This is a genomic window from Neoalteromonas arenosi, assembly GCF_030362855.1.
Classification (GTDB): domain Bacteria; phylum Pseudomonadota; class Gammaproteobacteria; order Enterobacterales; family Alteromonadaceae; genus Alteromonas_E; species Alteromonas_E arenosi.
Genome location: NZ_JAUCBP010000001.1, coordinates 17,204 through 43,157, shown reverse-complemented (window position 1 = coordinate 43,157; position 25,954 = coordinate 17,204). Strand labels below are relative to the sequence as shown.

26 protein-coding genes and 1 tRNA gene are annotated in these 25,954 nt (G+C 47.0%); 17 read left to right on the top strand and 10 right to left on the bottom strand.

Annotation, left to right across the window (positions count from 1 at the left end):
- Positions 1-5 precede the first annotated feature (5 nt).
- The gene (locus QTP81_RS00200) at positions 6-2,465 is read left to right on the top strand and encodes a ligase-associated DNA damage response DEXH box helicase (RefSeq protein WP_289362911.1); all 2,460 of its coding nucleotides are present in this window, start codon (positions 6-8) and stop codon (positions 2,463-2,465) included.
- Positions 2,466-2,474: 9 nt separating this feature from the next.
- Entirely contained in the window at positions 2,475-3,179 is a 705-nt protein-coding gene (gene pdeM / locus QTP81_RS00195) for a ligase-associated DNA damage response endonuclease PdeM (RefSeq protein ID WP_289362910.1), read from the top strand.
- A gap of 6 nt (positions 3,180-3,185) precedes the next feature.
- Here pdeM and QTP81_RS00190 read toward each other — a convergent pair whose 3' ends face one another.
- Both QTP81_RS00190 and QTP81_RS00185 read right to left on the bottom strand, forming a co-directional pair.
- Positions 3,186-3,908, bottom strand: a complete 723-nt coding sequence (locus QTP81_RS00190) for a nitroreductase (RefSeq protein ID WP_289362909.1) — start codon at positions 3,906-3,908, stop codon at positions 3,186-3,188.
- An 84-nt stretch (positions 3,909-3,992) separates the two neighbouring features.
- The gene (locus tag QTP81_RS00185) at positions 3,993-4,670 is read right to left on the bottom strand and encodes a type 2 periplasmic-binding domain-containing protein (protein WP_289362908.1); all 678 of its coding nucleotides are present in this window, start codon (positions 4,668-4,670) and stop codon (positions 3,993-3,995) included.
- A gap of 295 nt (positions 4,671-4,965) precedes the next feature.
- Here QTP81_RS00185 and QTP81_RS00180 point away from each other — a divergent pair, with 295 nt between their 5' ends.
- Positions 4,966-5,484 carry a GNAT family N-acetyltransferase gene (locus QTP81_RS00180; protein WP_289362905.1) on the top strand — a complete coding sequence of 173 codons (519 nt, stop codon included), beginning with the start codon at positions 4,966-4,968 and terminating at the stop codon, positions 5,482-5,484.
- On the opposite strand, the gene QTP81_RS00175 is transcribed toward QTP81_RS00180, so the two are convergent.
- From QTP81_RS00175 to folM, 3 genes are read right to left on the bottom strand one after another with little or no spacing between them, the layout of a single operon-like run.
- Positions 5,465-6,376: a carbon-nitrogen hydrolase gene (locus QTP81_RS00175; RefSeq protein WP_289362904.1), complete on the bottom strand. Its 912-nt coding sequence runs from the start codon at positions 6,374-6,376 to the stop codon at positions 5,465-5,467. The genes QTP81_RS00180 and QTP81_RS00175 overlap by 20 nt on opposite strands.
- Positions 6,366-7,418 carry an agmatine deiminase family protein gene (locus QTP81_RS00170; protein WP_289362903.1) on the bottom strand — a complete coding sequence of 351 codons (1,053 nt, stop codon included), beginning with the start codon at positions 7,416-7,418 and terminating at the stop codon, positions 6,366-6,368. Before QTP81_RS00170 ends, QTP81_RS00175 begins: the two co-directional genes overlap by 11 nt.
- A gap of 42 nt (positions 7,419-7,460) precedes the next feature.
- The gene (gene folM / locus QTP81_RS00165) at positions 7,461-8,168 is read right to left on the bottom strand and encodes a dihydromonapterin reductase (protein WP_289362902.1); all 708 of its coding nucleotides are present in this window, start codon (positions 8,166-8,168) and stop codon (positions 7,461-7,463) included.
- Between the two features lie 155 nt (positions 8,169-8,323).
- Here folM and folE point away from each other — a divergent pair, with 155 nt between their 5' ends.
- Complete coding sequence (folE, locus tag QTP81_RS00160) at positions 8,324-9,007, top strand: GTP cyclohydrolase I FolE (RefSeq protein WP_289362901.1); 684 nt, start codon at positions 8,324-8,326, stop codon at positions 9,005-9,007.
- Positions 9,008-9,084: 77 nt separating this feature from the next.
- Positions 9,085-10,257: a hypothetical protein gene (locus QTP81_RS00155; protein ID WP_289362900.1), complete on the top strand. Its 1,173-nt coding sequence runs from the start codon at positions 9,085-9,087 to the stop codon at positions 10,255-10,257.
- Between the two features lie 11 nt (positions 10,258-10,268).
- Here QTP81_RS00155 and QTP81_RS00150 read toward each other — a convergent pair whose 3' ends face one another.
- The 4 genes from QTP81_RS00150 to QTP81_RS00135 all read right to left on the bottom strand — a co-directional run bounded on the left by QTP81_RS00150 (position 10,269) and on the right by QTP81_RS00135 (position 14,138).
- The gene (locus tag QTP81_RS00150) at positions 10,269-10,487 is read right to left on the bottom strand and encodes a hypothetical protein (protein WP_289362898.1); all 219 of its coding nucleotides are present in this window, start codon (positions 10,485-10,487) and stop codon (positions 10,269-10,271) included.
- Positions 10,488-10,611: 124 nt separating this feature from the next.
- Entirely contained in the window at positions 10,612-11,016 is a 405-nt protein-coding gene (gene gloA2 / locus QTP81_RS00145) for an SMU1112c/YaeR family gloxylase I-like metalloprotein (RefSeq protein WP_289362897.1), read from the bottom strand.
- 5 nt (positions 11,017-11,021) lie between these two features.
- Complete coding sequence (locus tag QTP81_RS00140) at positions 11,022-13,142, bottom strand: alpha-amylase family glycosyl hydrolase (protein WP_289362896.1); 2,121 nt, start codon at positions 13,140-13,142, stop codon at positions 11,022-11,024.
- Between the two features lie 21 nt (positions 13,143-13,163).
- The gene (locus tag QTP81_RS00135; protein ID WP_289362895.1) at positions 13,164-14,138 is read right to left on the bottom strand and encodes an aldo/keto reductase; all 975 of its coding nucleotides are present in this window, start codon (positions 14,136-14,138) and stop codon (positions 13,164-13,166) included.
- 94 nt (positions 14,139-14,232) lie between these two features.
- On the opposite strand from QTP81_RS00135, the gene QTP81_RS00130 reads away from it, so the two are divergent.
- Together QTP81_RS00130 and QTP81_RS00125 are read left to right on the top strand one after the other, a co-directional pair.
- Positions 14,233-14,784, top strand: a complete 552-nt coding sequence (locus tag QTP81_RS00130; protein ID WP_289362893.1) for a lipocalin family protein — start codon at positions 14,233-14,235, stop codon at positions 14,782-14,784.
- Positions 14,785-14,905: 121 nt separating this feature from the next.
- Positions 14,906-15,412, top strand: a complete 507-nt coding sequence (locus QTP81_RS00125) for a DinB family protein (RefSeq protein WP_289362892.1) — start codon at positions 14,906-14,908, stop codon at positions 15,410-15,412.
- Here the strand turns inward: QTP81_RS00125 and QTP81_RS00120 are convergent.
- Positions 15,388-17,121 (bottom strand): bifunctional lysophospholipid acyltransferase family protein/GNAT family N-acetyltransferase, encoded by a 1,734-nt coding sequence (locus QTP81_RS00120; RefSeq protein WP_289362891.1) that lies wholly within the window; start codon positions 17,119-17,121, stop codon positions 15,388-15,390. The two genes, QTP81_RS00125 and QTP81_RS00120, sit on opposite strands and share 25 nt — an antisense overlap.
- 161 nt (positions 17,122-17,282) lie before the next feature.
- On the opposite strand from QTP81_RS00120, the gene pyrC reads away from it, so the two are divergent.
- The 10 genes from pyrC to QTP81_RS00070 all read left to right on the top strand — a co-directional run bounded on the left by pyrC (position 17,283) and on the right by QTP81_RS00070 (position 25,891).
- Positions 17,283-18,320, top strand: coding sequence for a dihydroorotase (pyrC, locus tag QTP81_RS00115; RefSeq protein ID WP_289362889.1), 1,038 nt, complete (start codon positions 17,283-17,285; stop codon positions 18,318-18,320).
- Positions 18,321-18,332: 12 nt separating this feature from the next.
- A complete protein-coding gene (locus QTP81_RS00110; protein WP_289362888.1) occupies positions 18,333-19,913 on the top strand; it encodes a substrate-binding periplasmic protein in 1,581 nt (526 codons plus the stop codon).
- Positions 19,910-21,301: an ATP-dependent RNA helicase DbpA gene (gene dbpA, locus QTP81_RS00105; protein ID WP_289362887.1), complete on the top strand. Its 1,392-nt coding sequence runs from the start codon at positions 19,910-19,912 to the stop codon at positions 21,299-21,301. The genes QTP81_RS00110 and dbpA overlap by 4 nt, the downstream gene beginning before the upstream one ends.
- A gap of 21 nt (positions 21,302-21,322) precedes the next feature.
- Entirely contained in the window at positions 21,323-21,733 is a 411-nt protein-coding gene (locus tag QTP81_RS00100; RefSeq protein ID WP_289362886.1) for an MAPEG family protein, read from the top strand.
- A gap of 12 nt (positions 21,734-21,745) precedes the next feature.
- Positions 21,746-22,363: an RraA family protein gene (locus QTP81_RS00095; protein ID WP_289362885.1), complete on the top strand. Its 618-nt coding sequence runs from the start codon at positions 21,746-21,748 to the stop codon at positions 22,361-22,363.
- A 76-nt stretch (positions 22,364-22,439) separates the two neighbouring features.
- Positions 22,440-24,290, top strand: a complete 1,851-nt coding sequence (locus QTP81_RS00090; protein ID WP_289362884.1) for an ABC transporter ATP-binding protein — start codon at positions 22,440-22,442, stop codon at positions 24,288-24,290.
- 147 nt (positions 24,291-24,437) lie between these two features.
- Positions 24,438-24,514: transfer RNA gene (locus QTP81_RS00085), tRNA-Trp, on the top strand.
- 60 nt (positions 24,515-24,574) lie between these two features.
- Entirely contained in the window at positions 24,575-24,955 is a 381-nt protein-coding gene (gene secE, locus QTP81_RS00080; RefSeq protein WP_289362883.1) for a preprotein translocase subunit SecE, read from the top strand.
- A 2-nt stretch (positions 24,956-24,957) separates the two neighbouring features.
- A complete protein-coding gene (gene nusG, locus QTP81_RS00075) occupies positions 24,958-25,494 on the top strand; it encodes a transcription termination/antitermination protein NusG (protein ID WP_289362882.1) in 537 nt (178 codons plus the stop codon).
- Between the two features lie 136 nt (positions 25,495-25,630).
- Positions 25,631-25,891: a hypothetical protein gene (locus QTP81_RS00070; protein WP_289362881.1), complete on the top strand. Its 261-nt coding sequence runs from the start codon at positions 25,631-25,633 to the stop codon at positions 25,889-25,891.
- The last annotated feature ends 63 nt before the right edge of the window (positions 25,892-25,954 follow it).

The following is a 25,954-nucleotide window of genomic DNA, read 5'->3' as shown; positions in this document are numbered from 1 at the left end:
GTCAGATGAAGCAAAAATCGCCCAATTTACCGACTCAATTTCAACAATGGTTTGATAGCCGTGGCTGGCAGCTGCGCGAATACCAACAGGCAATGTTGGACGCGTTTGAACAGCGTCAATCGACACTACTAATTGCACCTACTGGTGCAGGTAAAACCTTAAGCGGTCTGTTACCATCATTGGTAGATTTGAGCGCTAATCCGCAATCTGGGATGCATACCTTATATATCTCACCGTTGAAAGCATTGACCCACGATATCGAGCGCAATTTACTCCAACCGGTTGCAGAAATGGGGTTGGACATTACGATTGAAACGCGCACGGGTGACACCCCAAGTCACAAACGTCAAAGGCAGCGCAAGAAACCACCGAATATCTTTTTAACCACACCAGAATCGCTGATGTTGATGCTGTCCTATGCGGACGCCGAACGGATTTTTGGCAAGTTAAAAACCATTGTAGTTGACGAAGTTCACGCATTTGCCGCGGGAAAGCGCGGCGATTTCACCGCTTTGGCGATCGCACAGTTACGCCAGCTTTCACCGCAGTTATTAACCTTTGGTCTGTCAGCGACAGTGGCTGAGCCGGATAAACTGGCGCGCTGGCTAGGTCCAACTGAGCAGCCGGTGGCCATTCAACAGGTAAAATCTCATGTGTTGCCAAACGTACGGATCTTAGACAGTAAAAACCGAATTCCTTTTGGTGGATTTATGGCAAAGTACGCAGTGCCTGAGATTTATGCTGCCATCCAAACGGTCAAAACAGCGCTGGTATTCGTCAATACACGCGCTCAAGCGGAATTGCTGTTTCAATTTCTGTGGGAAGCGAATGACAAAGCACTACCTATTGCGATATATCACGGTTCGCTCTCCAAAGAACAACGTCGTAAAACCGAATCACTGATGGCGGCGGGTAAGATCCGTGCCGTGGTTTCTACATCGGCATTAGAGCTCGGGATTGACTGGGGCGATATTCAGCTGGTAATTCAAGTCGGTGCCCCCAAAGGCGTGAGCCGCCTGCTGCAACGCATTGGTCGCAGTAATCACCGAATGGATGAGCCATCAGAAGCCTTATTAGTGCCAGCCAATCGATTTGAAGCGTTGGAATGTGACTCAGCGATCAAGGCTATCGCCGAGCAACAACTGGATGGTGAGCCTTTTTACAGTGGCGCGCTCGACGTTATCCCACAATTTATCGTCAACTGTTTGTGCAGCCAAGCATCACGGCCTGAAACTATATACAAGATGGTACGCACCGCACCACCTTATGCTGACTTGGAAGAGGAACTGTTCAAAGCCTTGTGGCAATTCACCGAAGACGGTGGCTATGCTCTGCAAGCTTATGAGCGCTACCGGCGGCTGGAGCTGGGTGAAGATGGCCTCTACCGGCCGGCGTCAAAACGCATTATCCAGCGCCATCGACAGAATGTCGGCACCATAGTTGAGGCGGGGAGATTAAAAGTAAAGCGACTGCGCCGCGCGCACCAAGGCAAGGTAATCGGTGAAGTCGAGGAGTACTTCGCCCAGCAATTAGTCAAAGGCGATACTTTCTTGTTTGCCGGCGAAATGCTGCAGTTCGAATGTATCCGCGATATGTTTCTTGAAGCCCGACCGAGCAAAGCGGGCGAGCCCAAGATCCCTAGTTATGTGGGCGGGCAAATGCCATTGTCGACCTTTTTGGCTGAAGGCGTAAAGCGCTTATTAGACAATCCGCAAGACTGGCCTCGTTTACCGACTGATGTGCAGGAGTGGTTGTCGCTGCAAGCACAGTTTTCCCATATCCCAAGTCGCGACACGATACTGATAGAGCAATTTCCACATCGCCAAACGCAGTTTACGCTGTTCTATACTTTTGATGGCCGCAAGGCCCATCAAACATTGGGCATGCTGCTTACGCGCCGGATGGAAAAGCTAAAGCTTAAGCCACTGAGCTTTAGTATCACCGATTATGGTTTGTCGATTTGCTCAGTTGAACCGGTTACTGCCGCACATATTGACCAGCTATTTAGCCCGGACATTCTCGGCGACGAATTGGAAAACTGGATGTTGGAATCGCCAATGCTAAAACGCTCTTTTCGCCGTGTTGCAATGGTCAGTGGTTTAATCGAACAGCAATACCACGGCCAGCGAAAAAGTATGCGCCAAGTCACCTTTTCAACCGATTTAATTTACGACACCTTACGTGAATACGACCCTGACCATATTTTACTAAAAGTAACTCGCGAAGATGCAGAGCGAGAGCTGTTGGATCTCAGTCGTTTAGGCGATTTATTGATCCGCTATGTGGGGCGCACCCAATTTGTCGCTTTGGAAAAAGTATCACCCATGGCAATACCCATTGTATTAGATGTACGCAGTGAAGCTGTTAAAGGGGCTGGCCGTGAGGCATTACTCGAACAAGCTAGTCTTTACGCTGAAGCGGAACAAATGATGGATGACGTAAGAGCACTATTAGCTGAGCAATAACTACACACTATGATAAAGCCCGATTTATTAGTTGCTAAGATCCAAGTGAAAACCGCAGTACTGAGTGAATTTGCGGGACATCAATGGATATTTGATGCGCGCGGCGCTCTACTTTGGCCCAAGCACAAACTCATGGTTGTGTCTGACTTACACTTTGAAAAAGGTAGCTTTTTCGCGCAGCAAGGAAGTTTACTGCCCCAATATGACTCACTGTGTAATTTAGACGCCTTGGCTATCTTGATCGATGACTATCAACCCCAAACCGTTATTGCATTGGGGGATAGCTTCCACGACTGCAACGCTTGGCACCGACTTCCTCAGCAAGCAGCACAAGACTTAACCACTCTGGTTCAGCAAGTGCCACAGTGGATTTGGGTGCTCGGTAACCACGATCCTGAGCTACCCAATGAGTTGCCCGGTGAGCAAGCTGCGCGTTTTGTCATCGACGATATCGTATTTGTGCACGAGCCAGAAAGCATTGACGAGATGCAAGCGCAGGTTTACGGGCACTTCCACCCCAAAATGCGCAAGCGTGTGGCCCGTCAACAAATGACTGGCCGCTGTTTTATGCATGACACCAAGCAGTTAGTGATGCCATCATTCGGTGCTTATACCGGTGGTTTAAGCATCGAAGACGATGCATTTTCATCGCTATTCAAGCACAAAACTGCACGCAAACATCTGCTCTATCAAGGCAAAATATTTGCGTTTTAAGCGCGCTTATTTGGTTGGGATCAGTAACTCGTCTAGGGAGATTTTTCTGGGGCGATAACTATTGACTTCTTCATCTTCTTTGGGGTAGCCCAGTGCTAGGCCACACACCAAGTTGTAACCCTTGGGAATATCAAAGTGTTTTTCAAGTGGTGAGCGCCACATACCCAACGCGCCTTGTGGGCATGTGCCAAGGCCTTTGTCAGTTGCTGATAACATAAGCGACTGCATCATTATGCCGGCATCAACTAAGGCGGTAAATTTCATACCGGGGTGAATAAAAACAAATATTGCAACGGGTGCATCAAAGAAGGTGAAGTTGCGAGCCATTGCTGCATCACGCGCTTTCTTATCGCCACGCTGGATCCCCATGATTTCGTACAAACCTTTACCTGTGTGCATGCGACGGTCTTGAAATATACCTGGGTACTTACCCAAAATCGGCTTGTAGTCACCGTCAGGCATAGCGTTGCTCGTGGCTGCATTAAACAGCTTGAGTGGCAAAGGTTGGCGCTGAATAACGTTGATTTTACGGTATTTCTCTAACAGTTCCTGACCCAGTTGTTGACAGGTTTTACCTGTAGCTACGGCGACTTTGTAGGGCTGAGTGTTTGAGCTCGACGGCGATTCTATTGCGTCGGTTAAAATACTATCAATGATAGCTTGTGGTACGGGTTTATCGGCAAATGCGCGAATACTACGCCGAGAATGCAAAACGTCAGAAAAGTCCATATTGGGTAAAGCCCTGATTCAAAACCTCGATGGTTTCATACCTGTGATACAGAATTCAACTGAATTTAACGGATAGCGATTTCTTTAGTCAGTGCTTTTCAGCCATTGTTTGATGGAGTCATTCACTTGCCGGATAAATGCTTGGTTTTGAGTGCTCTTCTGACAAACAAAGGTTTCACGAGCGGTGTGAATCGGTGTGTCTTGTTGAAAGTGCGGTACTGGCAGTTGCAAACTTTCTGCGGCACCCTGAGTATCGACTAGATAACTGATGATCGCATCGACACGTCCTAAATGAAGAAACTGCAAAACGGTCTCATCATCGTCGAGCTCTACATATCTTGCCGGCAGTGTTTGACGAACGCCCCCATAGGTAAAACCACGGCGAATCGCGATATTTGAGCCAGCATTAAGCGCTGCAAACGTTTGTTCATCGCGAGTGAAAATATATGCGTAAGTCACTTCGAGAGGATAGCTTTCTAACAATTGATGCCTATTTGACATCGTTTCTGTGCTGGCGGGGAAAATACAGTTCAGATAGTCTTTGGTAAACTCAACTTCTACTCTGCCGGGCGGCATAAATACCAAGTCGATATTGTCCAGTGTAGCCAAAAAGCGGTTGTACCGACCAGGAGGTGCCGGTGGTTTAGTCAGTGTATTCGCAATTTCTGACACAGCGATAGTGTAGCGCTCACTGGCGTACACAAATGAGCCTAACCCTAAGTAAATCAGCCAGAAACCGCAAAGCGTAAATTTGATTTTCACTCGTTATCTCCACTGAAGGGATTAAGCTTTCCTTGTAAAATTGTATGTTATTTGATCGCCGCAAGCCATTCGCGAATTTCGACATTAGCTTGTTGAATAAACTGATGGTTTATAGCGGGCTTTCGGGACTTATTCAGCAAATTGAAATTTCCGACACGGCAATAACGCTTTTGTTGTCAGCCTTGACCTTCGATATCAATTTTAGTCTATCTGTGTCGTTTGTGTGAATGCATCGTGATAACGTTGAGTCTTTAGATACCTGAAACACAATTGAAAAGTTGAGTAAACAGCTCTGATGATTGACCGCAAAGTAATTACCCCCAGCGCCCAATATGAGAGCAGCTACTGTGCCTATATCGAAGAATTAGGCACTGAAGAGCGCTATCCTTTTGTGATGGATTTTGCTCATCAGCCATTCACTCAGTTGTTAACTCGGCTTGAAGATTTGGCAGAGGGTATTGATGTACCCGAGGGCGCAGTTGCTAATCAAACTTATTGGTTAGTTGAAGACGATGAGTTACTCGCAGTAGCTAATTTACGTCCTCAGTTAAGCCCGGAGATAGCTAATATTGGCGGACATATTGGCATAGGTGTAAGACCGTCAGCGCGAGGGCGAGGCTGCAGTAAAATGTTGCTTACCGCTTTATTAGGTATAGCGGCAGAGCAAGGCTTGCAAAAGGTTAGCGTGCATTGCTACAACGATAACGCTGCTTCAAAGGCGATGATTGAGGCCTGCGGCGGCCAGTTAGACTCACTGGTAAACGCCGGCAAACAGGTTGTGGCGCGCTATATAATTAGCTGCGCCAGCGTTTAGTCAGTTCGTCGTAAGCATCGATACGGCGGTCTCTAAAGTACGGCCAAATACGCTTTACCGACTCAGTGCGCGACATATCTAATGCGACCATTAACGTTTGCTCTTTATCGACCTCAGCATGAGCCAAAACTTCACCCTGTGGCCCAGCGATAAAGCTTTGTCCCCAAAACTGAATGCCGTGTTTGTCATCACTTTCGGAGGCATCTGGTGAAGCTTCGTAACCGGTGCGATTAGCTACGATTACGGGCACTGAGTTGGCCACCGCATGAGCGCGTTGAATGGTATGCCAAGCATCGTGTTGGCGTTGCTGTTCAGCGTTATCATCATGTAAATCCCACCCAATTGCCGTTGGGTAAAATAGAATGTCGGCACCAGCCATTGCCATCAGGCGGGCGGCCTCTGGATACCACTGATCCCAACATACCAAAACGCCGAGCTTACCTACCGAAGTTTCAATCGGGTTAAAACCCATATCGCCAGGGGTAAAATAAAACTTCTCATAAAAACCTGGATCATCTGGGATATGCATTTTTCGATACTGCCCGGCAATATCTGCGCTGCGATCGAACACCACGGCGGTGTTGTGATAAAGCCCAGAGGCGCGCTTTTCAAATAATGAAGTAATCAGCACAATGTTGAGTTCGGCAGCAAGCTGGCCAAAATACTCCGTTGCAGGCCCAGGTATCGTCTCAGCTAAATCAAACGCATTAGTATCTTCGTTTTGACAAAAATACAGAGTGCTATGCAGTTCTTGCAGTAGAACGCATTCACAGCCTTGGGCCGCCAATTGGCGCACAAAGTCCGCACTTTTTTGCCAATTTTCGGCTTTGTTGTTTGAGCTCACTGCCTGTTGCACAAGACCCACTTTTAATTGATTGGGTTTATCTTGCATATTCTGAAACTCCGCGATTAAGTTGGTCGATCACAGCATCTCGTAAGGTGCCTTTGGGGATTTGCATAGTAACACAATGCAAGCTACCAAACTGCTGAACTAATACCGCACAATCTACAGCAACAATCTGATAGCGTGGATAAGCACTGGTAATGATAGCAATAGCAATATCGTCTTCCGGCTGGCCATAAACAGGGCACAACACGGTATCATTACAAATTAAGAAATTGGCATATGAAGCGGGCAGTCGCTCTTGGTCTGTGTTGAACATAGCCGGTAACGGTAGTTCAAATATTTCATGCTCTGGTAAACACTTGCGACACTCTTCAACTAATGCTGACAAGCCTGCAAAGTGACTGTCTTCTGGGCGATTGTATGCAGACTGTACAACCAATCCGTTAGTGGGCGTAAAACGCGCTAGGGTATCAATGTGCCCATCAGTATCGTCACCTTCTAGATGGCCTTCATCCAACAGCGTGGTTTTACTCACGCCAAGGCTATCGATAAACAAAGTCGCATAATCAGCTTTAGATAGTTCGCCATTGCGCAGTGGGTTAGTCAAACATAACGTTGTAGAGAGTAAGTGCCCGGCAGCGTCAATTTCGAGTGCTCCGCCTTCGCACACACAATCAATGCTGGTCAGTTTCTCGCGGCACAAGTTGGCTAAGTAGGTTTGATTAACCTGATTATCCAAGCTGGCATCGAATTTTTGTCCCCAGCCATTAAAAACAAATTCCACAGGGTAATGTTTCTGGCCGTCAGAACAGGTCAAAAATGCATAATCTCGCGCCCAAGTATCGTTGTATTGAGCTGGTATCAGAAGAACTCTCGCGTCGGCTGGTATCCGCTGCTTTACAGCGCTGATATCTTGATGGCGGCATAGCAGCAATACACCGGCCCCCGCGTTATTAATAGCGGTGATGAGATTAACATAGGTGTTTTGTGCATCATCAAGCCATGGCGCCCAATCCGTATGGGCGGCAGGCCAAGCCAGCACGATGGCTTCAGCGGGGTGCCATTCAGGTAATAATCGAGTCGTCACAATATTTTTACGTAGCGATTGGTCAATAAAATATAGCGCACATTATTTCAAATGCCGTCCGCCATCAAGGTGTAAAGTCTGTCCAGTGACAAAACGGCTGTTAAGCAAGTAGTTCACCGCATGTACGGCTTCCTGTGGACCTGGACAAATCTCAAGTACTGACTTTTTCAGTGCTTGAGCGCGATATTCAGCAGAATCATGGTCGTTAAACATGACCAGTGCCGGGGCAATACTGTTGACCTTGACATCGGGGGCGAGTTTTTTCGCAAATGATAGTGTCAGATTATGCAAAGCCGCTTTACTCGCAGCATAAGCAATGTGCTTGTCACTGCCTTTACCCTGCACGTAATCCGTCATGTGGATTATATCTGTCACACCTTCACATGCGGCGAGTAAAGCGGCCAACTGTAAGTTAAGTTGGTAAGGGGCTGAAGCATGGACTTGCATCATCTTATGCATCAGTTGTCCATAGTTCTCGTTACTTTTTTCGCTATCCCAGTCGGAAGCGTTATGGATAATCGCGCGCAAACTAGTGGTGCTCACTTGTATGGCTTGAATTGCAGCGTCAATACCCTCTTGTGTGGCAAAATCGGCATGAATTGCAACAGCACCTTTTGCGACTAAGCTTTCTATTGCTGGCTTTTGGCTGCGGTATGTTATAATCACCGAATGATGTTGCTCGAGTAAGTGTTCTGCGATTGCCAGGCCAAGGCGTTGTGCGCCGCCGGTAATTAAAATAGGTGATTGCAAATGGGTATCCTTATTTGAGTGAAAACCGTTAGTGCGATTAACTCGTAATAATCGTTCTACGTTTAAAAGGGTGACATTGGTTTTTTTACCGGTCAACTAAACCTTATTGGTATTTGAGTGCGTATAAGAGGTCAACTTAAGTATTGGAAAACACTATGTTAACAAACGAAGCAGTGGTCGTGCGTGATGCATTGGAGCCAAGAATATCCCGAGAAGCCTCGCTAGTCAGAAAGGCACTCGAAGCCAAAGGATTGGAAACGCCGATGACGGCAAATCGGTTAACTGATGAACAGAAACGCGAAGCGATTCAAGATGCAATGCGAACGGTTATGGAGACCCTTGGTCTGGATTTAACCGACGACAGTTTGTGCGACACGCCAAAGCGAATCGCTAAAATGTATGTGGATGAAATTTTCGCGGGCTTAGATTATCGCAAGTTTCCTAAGATCACCCAGATCGAAAACAAAATGCAGATTGACCAGCCAGTCCAGGTGAGTGACATCAGCGTTACAAGTACTTGCGAACATCACTTTGTAACGATCGACGGTACAGCCACGGTTGCTTATATTCCTAAGGACACTGTGATTGGCTTATCTAAAATCAACCGTTTAGTCGGTTTTTTTGCGCAGCGTCCGCAAGTGCAAGAGCGACTTACTCAACAAGTCATGGTAGCTCTGCAAGCATTGACGGGCACAGATGATGTGGCGGTTACGATTAATGCGACTCATTATTGCGTAAAAGCTCGTGGTATTCGCGACAGTAACTCATACACAAAAACCAGTTCTTTAGGTGGCAAGTTCTTGACTGATAAGACATTACGCGACGAATTCTTCCGCTAAATCAGCTTGTCCAAGATTGCAAGATAAACCCTTTGTGCGTAAGCTGCTCAAAGGGTTTTTTATTGCCAAGGAAGTTTATGCAGTTGCGATCGGTATTGTTGGGTTTGGGGTGTTTACTCGTTGTAGGTTGTCAGTCAACGGCGAAGCAAGTCGATAACCAAGCGCCGTTAGTCAATAATGAGCTGACACAATTAATCGCACTGGAGTTGCAGAGCAATGAATATACCCTGCAAAGTCCTTCGCAGATCTTAGCCCTAACCAATAATCAAAAGCAGCAATTCCTAGACTTTTTCAATGCCCCCGTCCGCGCCAACATAGCTAAGCACCGAAGACTGTATCGTTACATCGATAATTTATATGTTGATTTTGATTATCTCGGCGAAACACTAAATGCTGAAACGGCATTTCGAGAGAAAAAAGGCAATTGCATGTCGTTGGCTATTTTGACATCGGCATTAGCCCAACTTGCCGGTCTTGAGGTGGACTACCAACGCGTGAATGTCGCGCCAATTTATCAACGCTTTAATAACGTAATGACCCTTTCGACGCATGTGCGCACTCATTTGTACGCAGAGGCTGAGGACAATCCAAATGAGATAACGGTAATAAGGTCACGTTTAATCATCGATTATTATCCACAACGCAGCAATATCAAAGGCGACATGCTCACTGACGGTGAGTTTTTTGCCATGTATTATCGGAATCTAGCCAGCGATGCGATTATTTTGGGGCAGTTTGAGTTTGCTTACGCAGCAATGCGAATGGCCATTGAGCAAGCGCCAGATGATCCAGAAAATATCAATACCATGGCGGTTGTTTTACGTAATATGGGATTAACAGACCGTGCACTAGCGTTGTACAGCTACGGCATCGAACAAACCGAAGCATCGCTTAATTTGATTGGCAATTATGCCCAGCTACTGTCTGATAATGGAGAGCTAGAAAAGTCAGAAATGATTAAAAAGCAAATGCGTTATTCAAACGATGACAACCCATATCAATGGCTAGACAATGCCCACCGCGCCATTCGCGAAAACAAACACTTCCTTGCGCGGACCATGTTAGAAAAAACCTTAGAGCGAGCGCCCTACATGCATGAGGCATACTTCGCCTTGGCGCAAAGCTATTACTTAACACAAGATATCGAGCAAGCGGATAAAGCCCTGCGGAAAGCCTCAGAGCTCGCTTATTTGCCAGACACAGAGCGCTTGTACGAAGCCAAGCGCAGAGTGTTAGCCTTAGTCGAATAAATAAGGCGAACTTACGCAGCGGGATCCTCGTAGTTGAGACTACTGGCAATAATATTCATTGAATCACCTAACCCATCGGTGACCACAATCTCAAGTAAGTGATTACAGCGTGCACAGTGGGTTTCGTGCTCGCAGTATTTATCGCGCAGTAAATGTGAAGACACTATATTTATGTGCCCGCAATCTGGGCACAGATACTCCGCTGGCCTTGGATCGTGTTTCATTTGCATAAGCTTCTCCATGAATGCTTGTGTTAAAAATCCCCTAGATTGGTTAAATTATAGTCAACTTTGGGTGGGCTGCTATTTAACTGCTGAATGATTAGCTAAAGTTTGGTGAATTTTAGGTGATGCTCTATGCGGAGGTGTCGGATTTGCCTATTTCATAAAGCTCAAGCGGCAAACCGTCGGGGTCTTGAAAGAAAGTAAAGCGGCACTGGGTGTAGGGATCTATGCGAATAGGCTCGACTTCAATATGATGGCTTTTGAGCTGCGAAATTGCGGTTTCGAGGTTTTCAACTTTGAACGATAAGTGCCGTAAGCCTTGTGCTTCAGGCCGCGATGGCCTCTCGGGCGCATCCGGAAACGAAAACAATTCGATTTGACCACCGCCGGGGATAGCCAAATCAAGCTTGTAGGAATCACGCTCGGGCCGATAGTTTTCATCGACAATCTGACAGCCAAGCACATGGGTATAGAAACGTTTGGAGCGCTGGTAGTCACTCGCAATGATTGCCACATGATGAATACCAGCAAGCATTATAGTTACTCTACTTCAATGGCATCGAGAAGCGTGCGGTCAAACTCGAACTGTTCGGTTAACAGAGTGCCTGACGGGCTCTCAACAACTACTTCCAGCGCTGCTGTGTTAAGCAATAAACGCGGTGGAACAATAGCTTGATAAGTCGATGTGTAATCTTCTGCTGCCAGCGACTTATTGCCGCGTTCATCGACAAGATACGTCGATACTTTTAAAGCGGGTAAATCTGCCATCTGGGCCAACTTAACATCGTATACAAACTTAATCCGTTGATTGTCGGCGTACTGAGACGCGAGGGCTATGGCCGTTGGCTGCGCAGCAAGGATTGGGGCTTCAGTGCGATACAACGCATAGCCGAATGGCGCAATATCCAATGTAACTGTATCGGCTGTTTGAGCAAACCCGCTTGCGGCAAAAACTGGTTGATAGGTGCCATAGGATTGCACCGCTACGGTTACCGCAGTGTCATTTGGGTTGAACACGGCCAAGTATTCCTGCATATCTGCTGGGTTAACCCGAGAAAACGCCAGTACTCGATCGTTGCTAATCTCAGTCGTCATCGACTCTGCGTTGCGTAATTGTTGGAAGCCGTAACGCAACGTGGGGTGTTCCAGTCGCAACTTACTTAACTCGGCAAAACTCATATACAAAGGGTGCTGGCGATCGAAGTTGTTATCTGCAGTGGTGGCGTCAGTACCGATCAAGTCATTGTCGTTATAGCTTGCCACCTGCGAAGCAAACATATTTTCGCGCGCGTCAACATCACCTGCGTCACCCGTAAAGCCCTGCTCGTCGCCATAGTAAATAACGGGGATCCCACGCGATAAGTACATAAAACTGTGAGCCAATACATTTCTCGCCAGTTGTTCAGACTCACTCGCCTCTGGCTGGGCTTGCTGAATAAACATGCCTACACGACCCATATCGTGGTTGCCGAGGAAGTTCATTAACAGGGTTGGATCACTGTCGGCATCGTTGTAGTAGTCGTCATTTTGAATCAGACGAGCCAAACTATCGGATGCTTGGTCCTTGAAGAAAAAGTCAGCCGTTGCATATTGGATACCGAAATCTAATACTGAGGGCATTTGACCAAGGGTTGTATAGCGGCTTAATACGGCAGGATTACCGTCATAGACTTCACCAAAGATGTGGAAGTGTTCAATGCCTAATGACTTTGCATGCTTCACTATGGCAGGTGAAAAAGCCTCCCAAAACGACAGATCAACGTGCTTTACCGTATCGATTCGAAAACCGTCAGGCTTGAATTCAGTAATGATATCGCGGTAAATATCAATCATACCTTGCACGACAAATGGGTCAGAGGTGCGCAAATCATCGAGGCCCACAAAATCGCCGTTTAGAGCACTTTCACCTTGCCAAAAGCTGTCGCCTTGATTGTGATAGTACTTTGGGTCATTCAACCACGCTGGGGTTTTAACGTTTTCTAGACCATCTGGGATAAAAGTTGAGTAGGTATCACCCGCTACAAGCTGTTCGGTACTTTTGTACTCACAGCCATTTAAGCCCTCTTTAAAACTGCCATCTGGATTGTGGCATTCTTCGAAGCGAATTACGTCAGCTGTGTGATTGGTGATGATATCAAAGAAGATTTTCATTCCGCGCTTATGCGCAGCATCAATTAGGCTACGTAAATCGTCGTTACTACCGAAGTGTGGGTCAATTTGAGTGAAATCCAGGATCCAGTAGCCGTGGTGGGCAAAACCGGTGTTTTGAATCGCTTGATTGCGCAAGATTGGCGTCATCCAAATGGCCGTAACGCCGAGATTTTGCAAGTAATCGAGCTTCTCTTCGATGCCTTGCATGTCACCACCGTGAAACGCCCACTTAGAGGTTACATCCAAACCGCCTTGAGAAATTTCGAGTTCTGTTGAGCCATTGTCATTGGCGGGATCAGCATTGTTAAAGCGATCAGGCAGCACAAAGTAAAATACGTCATCTCGTACATCGTGCTCGTGAGTGGCATAGACAATTGGGTCTACGACCTTAGCCACTTCTGCTGGAGCACTGGTTTGCTTCGTGTCAGCAGACTCTGGCTGCGGCGCGCAGCCAGTTAGCGAAAGAGATGCTAATAGAGCTAGAGTGAGAGAAGAACGAACAAATCGCATAACAAGTTCCTGTGTATTTGATTAGGGCACATCAGCGCCACGTGCAGCTTCGAGTAATGTATACCAATGCTCGCGGCTTAAAGTTAATGAAGAGGCTTGCGCACATGCGCGAATTCTGTCGGGGTTGGTCGTACCAATAATGGGTTGAATACCCATAGGAAGGCGCATTAACCACGCCAAAGCAATCGCTTCCGCAGACGTTTGATATTCCGCTGCCATAGCTGCAACCGCAGCAGCAATACGTTGTTCTTGTGGCGTCTGCGCGCGGCTAAGGTCGGTAACCTTGCCCTGCGCAAGGCTACCCCATGCCTGAAGTTGAACATTGTTTAACTGGCAATAGCTAAGCAAATGACTATCGAAGCTATTTTCCCGTGCTAACGAACTGCCTGTTGTCATACCTTCTTCAAGCCAATCAAATTGCACTAAACTCATTTCAATCTGATTAGCTACTATGGGTTTATCCAGTTGACTTTGTAGTAGTGCTATTTGACCACTGTGCATGTTAGATACGCCAATTTCCGCTACTTTACCGCTGGCTGTTAGTTGATTTAAAACTGTTGAGGTCTCGTCTAATTCCATCAATGGGTCGGGACGATGAAGTAATAGAATGTCCAGTTGTTCGATATGCAAACGCCGAAGAATATTTTCTACCGACTCTCCAATCCAAGCGGCAGAAAAATCATAACGCTTAGGGCCATATTCATCGGCAAAACGAATCGCACATTTCGACTGGATAACCATGCGCTCGCGCAGCTGCGGTTGATTTTTTAGCACTTCACCAAACACTTGTTCGGCTTTGTTTAAGGTATAGATATCAGCGTGATCAAACACCGTGATACCGCATTCTAACGCGGTTTCTGTTACGTCTTGCGCTTGAGCAATATCTGCTGCGCTGATTGGATTGGCATTCCAGCTACCACCCAAGCCCATGCAACCATAGACGAGTTGGCTGGCCTGCGAGTATTGAGATGTTAATGGTATGTTGTTTTTTTGCATATGCTGAGCTTAATCAAATTTGACAGTTGATGCGTAATGAATACGTTTGTAGTTTAGCTTGACACATTTTACCGCCAATAATGAGGATATTCTGATGATTGCACGGAAAGTAACGATAAAGTTGCGTTACCTTGGGATTGCTTTTGCAGCGATGGTTCTGCAAGGGTGCACCAGTGTACCCGAAGGCTTAGATCCAGTGACTAACTTCGATGTGCAAAAATATTTAGGGACTTGGTATGAAATCGCACGATTTGATCACAGCTTTGAGCGCGGTTTAAACAATGTTACTGCAACTTACGCGCTGCGAGAGGATGGCGGTATTGCGGTACTCAACCGCGGTTATAACACCGCAGAGCAAGAGTGGGAACAAGCTGAAGGTAAGGCATATTTCGTGAATGAACCGACTACAGGGCATTTGAAAGTATCATTTTTTGGCCCTTTCTATGCCAGCTATGTAGTTATTGCGCTTGATGATGAAGATTATCAATACTCTTTAGTTACTGGACCAGACCGCGATTACTTGTGGATCCTAGCCCGTCAGCCCAATGTGCCCCAACAGACCTTGGATGCGTTACTCGACTTTGCGCAACAGAGTGGCTACGACACCGAGAAATTCATTTGGGTCGAACACACCCAAGAACGCTAATGCTAAATTGTGCCAAGAAAACGAAATAAAACTTAGGTTTGGCTGGTCAACAATTTCTGATAGTCTAATTCATGTGGTGAAAATTTGTCCGCCACTCCGGTGCTAAAGGAAAGCCTTTTTTATGCTTCAATGCCAGATCGATGTATTGCAACAAGCGGTCGAGTTACTCGAACCAATGACCAACGAAGAGTTTTGTGACGTTATTCGCCCACATCTCTCGGGTTCCATCGGTCAACATCTGCGTCACGTTATCGATCATTATTTGGCATTAGAGCAAGGATTTGCCAGCGGTGTGGTTGACTATAATCAGCGCAATCGCGAAGCCAATATTGAAGTTTCTGTTGGTGCCGCGCGTGACACTATTGCGGCTATTCAAAAGTGGCTTGCCACGCTAACAGAGGCAGATTTGGCCAAACCGGTAGAGGTGCACAGTGAAGTGTCTATATCGCAAACGATGAGTGTAGACTGCAGTTCCACACTCGCCAGAGAAATCGTCTTTGCTTCTAGCCATGCCATCCATCACTTTTCCTTAATCGGCATTATCCGCTCACTTCAGGGGGCATCAGTGCCAGAGTTCTTTGGTTACGCACCCGCAACTATCACTTATTTAAGTGGTCGCGACGAGTAAGCTAAGTAGTCTGCAGCGCCGTCACTGAGATATAGCTTTAAAAGCTTTTCAGGCGCGGCAGGCAAATCGACGCTTAACAGCAGACCTGGCGTGTGGTTAAAGCTTCCGTCAATGCCCAAACAGTGAAACTTTGCGCCGAGTTTGTGATATTGCTTCATCAGAATTGGAATATCTTTACTGTCGTGCTCAAGGCTTGCCAAAAGCGCTTTAATCTGCGGCTGTAGTTTCATCCCGTCGGCAAAATCAGTGATTTCAGGGTGTGGCAGCTTGGTAAAGGGCAAACGCGCGGTCACGTGCTCGGTGGGGGTCACATACGCCTGTTGGATTAACTGCACGCTGCGCGGATCGTAAAGTTTACTGATCGATACGGTACCGTATAACGTTCGGTATTGAGGATGTTTACACACAAAAGCACCGATGCCGCGCCATAGCAAAAACAAGCCGACGTGCGAGCGCTGCATCCGGGGCACCAAAAACGAGCGCCCCATCTCTAAACAGGGTTCTGTGCGATTAATAAACCCCGGTTTAAAGTCAAACATCCGGTGCAAGTATAGCCCATCGATTCCCGACTCAGCGATTAACCTATCAGTTTGTCCCATCCTGTAGGCACCGACAATTTCATTATTTTCACGATCAAATACGAGCAAATGCGTGTAGGTTGCATCAAAGCCGTCGGTATCAATTGGCTCGCCGCTACCTTCGTTGTGTTCGCGAAATACTAACTCGCGCAGACGCGCTATTTCCATAACCACATTCGGCATCTGCGCTTGGAAGCCGAAATAGATATCGTATTGCTTATGCGCCAACAGGTGTTGCTCAGCAGGCAGTGCATTAAGCTCTGCTGTGACAAGTGCTGGAGCAACAGGTGCAGCCAATGGCTTCATTTCGGTCACCGTGTCAGGTGGCCATCTTTCCTGCCATGCTTGGCTTTGTGCGTAGCTCAAAATGCGGCATTGCGCAGGTGACTCAATCAACTTGCCGGGCACTGGATAACCAGCATCCAGTCTTACTATCGCATTTTGCTTATTCAGCAACTCGCGCGCGAGCATTAACATGCGCAAGCGATAATAAACGCGTCCTAATCGATAAAACCATTTGCTATTAGTACCGCTAACAAATACCGGTAAATAGTGGCAACCTTCCGTCTTGCACAGGCGCGCAACAATGCGATTCCACTCGTGTTCTGCGATGCGTTGTTTGTCTTTGCGGTAATAACTCACGCGTCCCGCAGGAAACATCAAAAGGGCACTACCTGCTTTGACGTGACCTAAGCAATGACGTAACGAAGGCGCATTGCGCGGGTCTTTCTCAGATAGCGGGTTGGTAAAAATAAAATAATCTTGGAGTTCGCTGAAAATGCGCAACCCTTGATTGGCCAGCACCTTGAGGTCCGGTCGGACTTTGCTGACTACTCGCGCTAAAATTACACCTTCTATACCTCCAAAAGGATGATTACTGGCAATGACGACAGGTCCTTGGCGGGGAATTTTAGCCAGCAGCTCATCTTCGCCCTCAATGCGAATATTTAAGATTTCGAGCAGGCGATCAGCGAAGGCTTCTTTTGTCAGTCCTTGCATTTTGTGCTGTTGATAAAGCCGGTTCATTTTGCGAATGCCAAGTACAATATCAATCGCGCTGACAAGCCCTTTGACGAAGAAGTTAAGGCGGTTTGGCTCAATGAGGTTGTGAAGACTAATTCGTTTCTGCATGCACGGTTTAGAGTTTTGACTACTGGCTAAATCGACCTTAGTAGAGCAGATTTAATTTCTTACGTCAGCGAAAATTTCCGCTCCGGGCGAAGATTTGCTGCTTCGACATTGCCTTTAAGGCATAATATGCGCAATGACACAGCTTGGAAGATCTAACGTTTATGACCCAGTCAATAACCATTACCACGCCTGATGATTGGCATTTACATTTTCGTGACGATGCGATGCTACAGGAGACAGTTCCTGCTACAGCACGCTGTTTTCGTCGTGCTATAGCCATGCCTAATTTAGTGCCTCCAGTCGTTAATACCCAAATGGCGATGGCGTATAAAGAGCGCATTATGGCCGCTCGCGGTGAGTTTACTGATTTCGAACCTTTGGTAACGCTCTACTTAACCAACGATACCACAGCTGACGATATTCGCTCAGCTAGAGCGGCGGGTATAGTCGCTAGTAAACTGTATCCAGCGGGCGCTACTACTAACTCCGATGCCGCTGTTAAAGGTATTCAGTCACTTTATCCAGTATTCGAAGCCATGCAAAAAGAAGGCATGTTGTTATTGATCCACGGTGAAGTGACGGATAACCACATCGATATTTTTGACCGCGAGAAAGAGTTCATTGACCGTCATTTGAATAATATCGTCAGCGACTTTCCAGAGCTCAAAGTGGTATTTGAACATATCACCACAGCAGATGCGGCGGATTTTGTATTGGCTAGTTCAGACAACGTGGCAGCCACAATAACTCCCCAGCATTTGATGCTTAATCGCAACGATTTATTAGTCGGTGGTGTACGCCCGCACAACTATTGCCTGCCTGTGTTAAAGCGCAATACCCATCAGCAGGCCTTGCGTAAGGTAGTGCAATCGGGGTCCTCCAAATTCTTCTTAGGTACAGATTCAGCGCCTCATGAAAAGCATAAGAAGGAGTCAGCATGCGGCTGTGCTGGTTGTTACAGTGCTTGGAGCGCGATTGAATTGTACGCCCAAGTATTCGAGGAACTTGACGCTTTAGACAAGTTCGAAGGCTTCGCGAGTTTCCACGGCCCTGATTTTTACGGTTTGCCGCGCAACACTGGTCACATCACATTGAAGCGCGAACCGTGGCGCATTCCAGAAGTAATTGCATTGCCAACGGGTGATTCAATCGTGCCTTTCATGGCAGGCAGCCAGGTTAATTGGCGACTAGCAAAATAAAGGTAGTGTAGGTTGAGAGTATTTCGTCGGTGGGTGTGGTTCGGACTCAGTATCTATGGGTTGCTGCATCTCAGTGCAGCAGCGCAAGAACAAGCAGTCTTACCTGTGCTAACCAGCCCTTTACCGGTATTCAGTGAAGAGCGAGACAATGGCCGAATGACGGGCTATTCGGTTGAGTATGCCCGCGAGGTGTTGGCGATTGCCGGTTTTCAGCCCGATATAACACCATTGCCCTTTGCGCGCTTGATGCGCCGCATGGAAGAAGGTGAGCTAGCGGTCGCGACGGGCGTGGGACGCACACCAGAGCGCGAAGACAAGTTCTATTGGTTAGCACCGATGACTGCTAATGTAATTGGCCTGTACTCGAAGCAGCGTCGCACAATTATCAGTTTTGATGAACTGACTCAACCGATATCAGTTGCGGTTTTGCGTGGAGACTACCGTTCGGAACTACTCAGTGGCAATGAAATGGTCAATCTTGCTGAGTTTAACACTTGGGAGCAGGCTCTCGGTGCAGTGCTTAAAGATCGCGTTGATGCGATTTTCTTTTCTGACCTTGGCATTGCCATTACCTGCAAGAATAATAATTTTGATTGCTCAGCGCTGGAAAAGATTTATACCCACGATGTACTGATTAGCTATATGGCAATGCTGAAAACCGATAGCAATCGCGACGTTGCAAATCGTTTGTCCAAAGCTGCTGCTGAGTTTGTTAAAAGTCGAGATTTTTTGCGAGTAGCAAATCGTTGGGTTCCCCAATTACAGCTGATTTCATCTGAAGTCCAAGTGACGGAAGGTGTTGTTGTTTTAGGTAAAATAGGTACGGCATTGCGTGCGAGTAACCCGTTGTGGGTGATCACAAATTTAGAGCCCTTGTTCAGTGTGCGCGATGAACGTGGCCAACTGACCGGATATGCGGTGGAGTTAGTTCGTTCAATTTTACTTGAAGCGGGCATGCAAACTGAAATATTGAGTGCTCCTTGGCAGCGGATATTGGTCGAGAGTGAAATGAAATCGGACGTTTTAGTGTTTTCCCTAGCGCGCACGGCTGAACGCGAAGACAACTTCCATTGGTTGACCCCGATTACGCAAAATGCGTATTCGGTTTTTCAGCATGGGGATGTTCAGACTGAAGCGAGTAATCTCAGTGAGCTTCCAGATAAATCAAAGATCGTTACTCTCAAAGGCGATTTTCGAGCAGATTTGATAGAGCAAGCCGGTCATACGTTAGTGGCGGGCGAGAGCTGGGCAGATGTTATGCAACGGTTTATCGATAGGGACGGCGACTATTTGTTTCTTTCCGATGGCGGTATCGAGGTACTTTGTAGTTCCTCGGAACTCGATTGCTCGGGTGTTGTGAAGTCATTTACCTACCAATTGGGAACTACCTATTTGGCAATATCAAAGCAAGGTACGACAGATACCTTAATCGAACGCCTGACAGACGCTGCAAAAACATTTAAAGCATCTGCTCAATACCAGCGATTAGTTGATTATTGGCTGGCGGATTATCGACAAAAATCAGCACTCAATATGCATGAACACGAAGGCGTGATCCGCTTATGGAGTGACAGTAAGGACTCATTGCAATGAGTAATGACATTAGTAAATACTTGCGTCCGGAAACCCAAAAAGCACTCAGCGTTTTGGGTTTCACGCAATTAACCCCAATCCAAGCTGCAGCAATTCCGGTCGCGTTAGCGGGTGGTGATGTTGTCGCTCAAGCGAAAACAGGGTCAGGTAAAACATTGGCATTTGCGCTGCCCATTCTAAATCAGCTTGATGCCAGTGAGCGCAAACCAAAAGCCTTAGTGTTATGTCCTACGCGCGAGCTAGCTGAACAGGTGGCCGAACAAATCCGCAGCGCAGCACAATACATCAGTAATGTTAAAGTACTGACGTTGTGCGGTGGTACACCCATGCCACCGCAAATTGCTTCATTGAGTCACGGCGCAAATATTATTGTCGGTACACCCGGTCGGGTAATGGATCATCTGCTCAAACGACGACTCGATTTAAGTCAGGTCATGCATTTTGTTTTAGATGAAGCGGATCGCATGCTTGATATGGGATTTGCCGATGAATTAAATGCTGTATTTGAACGCTTGCCTGATGCGGCCCAAACCTTACTGTTTTCGGCAACGTTCCCTGACTCAGTTGAGCAGGTGGTTAGCGATGTGACTCGCTCACCTAGCAGGGTAAAAGGTGCTGATGAGACGGTTGCACTAAATATTACTCAACAGGTCTATAAGATTGAATCACATACGCGCGAGAATGCACTGAAAGGCCTAATCACTGACATTCAGCCCGAGCGCTGTATTGTCTTTTGCACCACCAAAAAGGCGACTCAGCAGGTTGCGCAATCACTCGCTAGTGATGGCTTTGCAGTGGTTGCACTTCACGGTGATTTAGAGCAGCGCGAGCGCAACGACATGCTAGCGATGTTCAGTGCTAACTGCGCGCGCGTCTTAGTGGCAACTGATGTAGCAGCACGCGGATTAGATATTGATGACGTGCCATTAGTGATCAATTATCAAGTTAGCGAAGATGCCGATACGCATATTCATCGGATTGGCCGCACTGGCCGAGCAGGGAATACCGGCGTGGCAATTACCTTAATGGCGCCGGACGAGGAAATCTTTATCGCGCGCATTGAAGAGGTGATGAATCAAACGCTGCCGAAAAAAGGCGCGCAAAATTTGCGTTTTCATCGCAATCGCATCGTCTTACCTAGCTACACAATGCTGGTATTAAGCGGTGGCAAACGCGACAAATTGCGTCCGGGCGATATTCTCGGCAGTCTCACACAAGATGCTGGCTTACCCAACGAAGATATAGGTAAGATAAAGATTACGGCGACGCACAGTCATGTAGCGATTAAATTGCGCAGTGTAAAACGGGCGTTGCAATTCTTTCGCGATGGGCGCGTTAAAGGCAAGCGTTTAAGAGCAAAGAAAGTCGCTACCATTTCGGCAAAATAATAACTGCAAAAGGAGACATTTATGTCTGCAACTTACATCACGCTGATCGGTTATATTGGTTGGACTATGTTGCTATTACTGGTACTCGCGGGGTATCGAACCGTGTTATCAAAGCAAATGAAGACGTTGAAATTCGCAGCAGATGGCTCTGATGTGCCTGATGTTGGCCACAGGATCACTCGGGCTCAGGCAAACTGTAGTGAGAGCTTTGCGATTATTGGCGGTACATTATTGTTAGCCATTGCGACAAGTAGCACAGCAATCACGGATGGCCTTGCTTACGTTTTGCTGGCAGCTCGGTTAGCGCAATCAATTGTGCATATGATTTCGACCAGTAATCTGGCTATTCAAATTCGTTTCGTACTCTTTTTGGTTCAGTTTGGCCTATGCGGGTACTGGTTATTTATGTTATTTGTTAAGTTTACCAGCTAAGTGTGAGCCGTTATGGATAGCCTAGTTGCACAAATAAAATCCTTATCCCCCTGTGATTTCGCCGACGCGTTGTCGATCGAACAGTTTGTCGACCCCGCCATCCAGTCACTGTGGTTGCCCACGCCAAAACTCGTTGGGCGTGCTTTTACCGTGTTTTGTCCGCCCGGTGACCATTTGATGTTTCATGCTGCAATTTACGAAGCTCAACCCGGTGATGTGATTGTTGCGCAAGGCGATCCCAAGTTTGCCTTAGCCGGTGGGAATGTGTGTGCGATTGCGCAACAGAATGGTATTGCTGGTTGCGTTATTGATGGGCGGGTCCGCGACCTAGCCGAAATTCGTGAGATGCAGTTTCCGGTATTCGCCCGTGGCGTGATACCAAAACCAGGCGCAAAAAAGCAGTTGGGAACGCTGCGCGGGCCAATAGTCTGTGGTGGTGTCACAGTTGTGCAAGGTGACTATATTATCGCTGACGAGGAAGGCATAGCAGTGATCCCGCAAAACACCGTTGAACAAGCGCTAGAAAAAGCTACCGCGCGAGCGCAAAAAGATGCCAGTACGCCCATTGAGCAATGGCGCGAGCAACATATTGCTACAGTAAAAACGGCGCTAGAAAAGCTAGGTTATTAAGGTAAACCAACGAAGTCCCAGACTAAATCGCAGACGAAGTCTCGGGCGACAATTCAATTTTTAGGTTTTACACATCATGTTTTCGTTTTTTGAACGTTTGACCGAGGCGTTTCCGAAAGAGGCTCCGGCTCAACCGCCTAAGACTATTTGGGCATTTTGCCGCTATTACACTCAAGGCATGTGGCCAGTTATTCTGCTGGTTTCGGTATTGAGCGCAGCGATTGCCGTATTGGAAGTTGCGCTATTCGGTTTTATGGGGCAGCTAGTCGACTGGTTTTCACAGCGCGATCCAGAGACATTCATGGCTGAGGAAGGCGATACGCTTATCATCTATGGCGTAGTCGTTCTATTGTTGATCCCAGGCTTGATATTCTGTCATTCAATGCTCAAGCATCAATCGCTAATGGGCAACTATCCCATGCGGATCCGCTGGTTGGCGCATCGCTATTTAATTGGTCAAAGTTTGAGTTTTTTCCAAAATGAGTTTGCTGGCCGAGTAGCGACTAAAGTTATGCAAACGGCGTTGGCTGTGCGTGAGACGGTGATGAAATTACTCGACTTAATGGTCTATGTCGCTGTGTATTTTTTCAGCGTAGTTGCGCTGGTATTCACGACGGATTGGCGCTTGAGTATCCCGCTGCTGGTGTGGCTGGTTGTGTATATCGTAATTTTGCGTGTATTAGTGCCGAAGTTGAAAGCCATATCAGAGCGCCAAGCTGATGCCCGTTCAATGATGACCGGTCGAATTGTTGATAGTTATACCAATATGATGACGGTAAAACTGTTCTCCCATAGTCAGCGGGAATCGGATTATGCCAAAGAAGCTATGCACGGCTTTTTGCATACTGTTTATCCACAGATGCGTTTGGTTACGGTATTAGAAGCCTGTATCGAATTCCTTAATGGCTCGTTGATATTTGTGATGGGGGCACTATCGGTTTATTTATGGTTGGAACAAATCGCCACACCGGGTGATATCGCTATTGCTATTGCGCTGTGCTTGCGCCTAAACGGTATTTCACATTGGATAATGTGGGAGGTGTCATCGCTGTTTGAAAACATCGGTACCGTGCAAGATGGGATTAATACGCTGTCGCGCCCGGTAAGTGTCACGGATGTTAAGCAGGCGGAGCCGCTTGCTGTTAGAGGTGGCGGAATTACTTTCAAAGATGTGGACTTTTCATATCAAGACACCGCGCAACCCGATGTGCCGAAAATCCCGGTATTTGAAAAACTCAACTTGACCATCAAACCCGGAGAAAAAATTGGGCTTGTGGGGCGCAGTGGTGCGGGTAAATCTACCCTGGTCAATTTATTGCTGCGCTTTTATGACATCCAAGGTGGCAGCGTACAAATTGATGGTCAAAATATACAGCAAGTCAGCCAAGAGAGCTTACGTGCGCAAATCAGTATGGTCACTCAGGATACATCACTTCTGCATCGGTCTGTGCGCGACAATATTGTCTATGGCCGAGAGGACGCAACTGAAGAGGCTATGATCAACGCTGCACAACAAGCTGAGGCGCACGACTTTATTCAATTACTGTCGGATGCCAGCAACCGTCGCGGCTATGATGCACACGTCGGTGAGCGCGGGGTTAAGCTTTCGGGTGGTCAGCGTCAGCGCATAGCTATTGCACGGGTGATGCTAAAGGACGCACCCATTTTAATTTTGGATGAAGCGACTTCAGCATTGGATTCTGAGGTTGAAGTGGCGATTCAAGGCTGCCTTAATCAGATGATGGAAAACAAAACCGTGTTAGCCATTGCTCACCGCCTTTCAACTATTGCCCAAATGGATCGTTTATTGGTCTTGGACAAAGGGCAAATTGTTGAGTCAGGGACTCATGCGGAACTGCTTGAGCAGAATGGTATTTATGCCAAATTATGGGCTCATCAAACAGGCGGATTCATTGGCTTGGAGTAAAAAGGGATCGAAATCTTGCTTGTAACCCATTTGGGAATAAGTATAATGCGTGTCCCTTCCTTGCGATGCCCCTGATTCCCTAAACCAGAGACTTCACAAGGTAAGTGTAACTATTACTTGGAGATTGCACGTGCAGTCCCCATAGATAGGGGTGTAGTTCGAATTGGTAGAACAGCGGTCTCCAAAACCGATGGTTGGGGGTTCGAGTCCCTCCACCCCTGCCAAACTGATAAATGCTAGTTGGCGACTTGGAGTTGTTGTCAACGTTTTAGGATAATTGGGTAATGAGCGAGAAAGTAGAAAATACATCAGGTGGTGCATTAGACACAATCAAGTGGTTGGTTGTGTTCGCAATTCTTGCCGGCATCATCGCAGGGAACTCAGCTTACGGTGACGTGTCGGTCTTATATCGCGCGCTTGCAGCCGTTGCTGGTGTGGTTATTGCTGGATTTATTGCGGCATCTACCGTAAAAGGCAGCACGTTCTTGAACTATGCAAAAGAATCGCGCATTGAAGTGCGTAAGGTCGTTTGGCCTTCGCGTCAAGAGGCAACGCAAACGACCTTGATCGTGCTAGTCGCAACTGTCATCGTCGGTCTACTTTTATGGGGCCTTGACGGCATCATTGTTCGCGTTGTTGGTTTCATCACCGGAATAGGACTATAAGCATGTCAGAGAAAAGATGGTACGTTGTTCAGGCCTATTCACAGTATGAAGGGCGCGTAAAAAAGACACTTGAAGAATATATCAAGATGCACGGCATGGAAGACTACTTCGGTCAGATCCTTGTACCCACTGAAGAAGTTGTTGAAATGCGTGCAGGTCAAAAGCGCAAGTCTGAGCGTAAGTTTTATCCAGGTTACGTACTAGTTGAAATGGATATGAACGAAAAGTCTTGGCACTTAGTGAAAAGCGTGCCTCGCGTGTTGGGCTTTATTGGTGGCACATCTGATCGTCCAATGCCAATTACACAGCGTGAAGCCGACAACATTCTCAACCGCCTTGAAGAGTCGGTTGATAAGCCAAAACCAAAGACATTGTTCGAGCCGGGCGAAGTGGTACGCGTTACCGATGGGCCGTTTGCCGACTTCAATGGTGTGGTCGAAGAAGTCGATTACGAAAAGAACCGCGTCAAAGTATCGGTCCTTATTTTCGGCCGCTCTACTCCGGTCGATTTGGAGTTCAGTCAGGTCGAAAAAGGCTAAGCTTAAAATAACCCACAAAAACCCGACACAAAACGTCGGGTTTTTTATGCCTGATAGTTTTTGTTACATCTCTAATTTGCAGTTTCTGCAAAGCGGCGTAGGCTAACGTTACAGCAATGTAAAAAGGAGCGCTGCTATGGATGAAGGTATGATTTTCGTCTTAACCATTCTATTTTTGTTTGTTTTACCGATTACATTTGTCGGTATATGGACCAGTCATAAAAGGGATATGCTGAAGCTGAATGGCCAGTTATCAACTTCTGAGAAAGCCAACTACGAGAACGAAATTGCTTCGATAAAAAAGCGTTTGGAAGTGTTGGAAGCCATTGTGACTGACAAGCGCTATCAGCTTGACAGTGAAATCGCCGAACTGCAAAAGTCGGATCGCGTACAATAAAGGCTTTTAATCTGTAAGCCTCGAATTATACTGAATAAACTTCAATTTTTTCAGCGAGTTCGT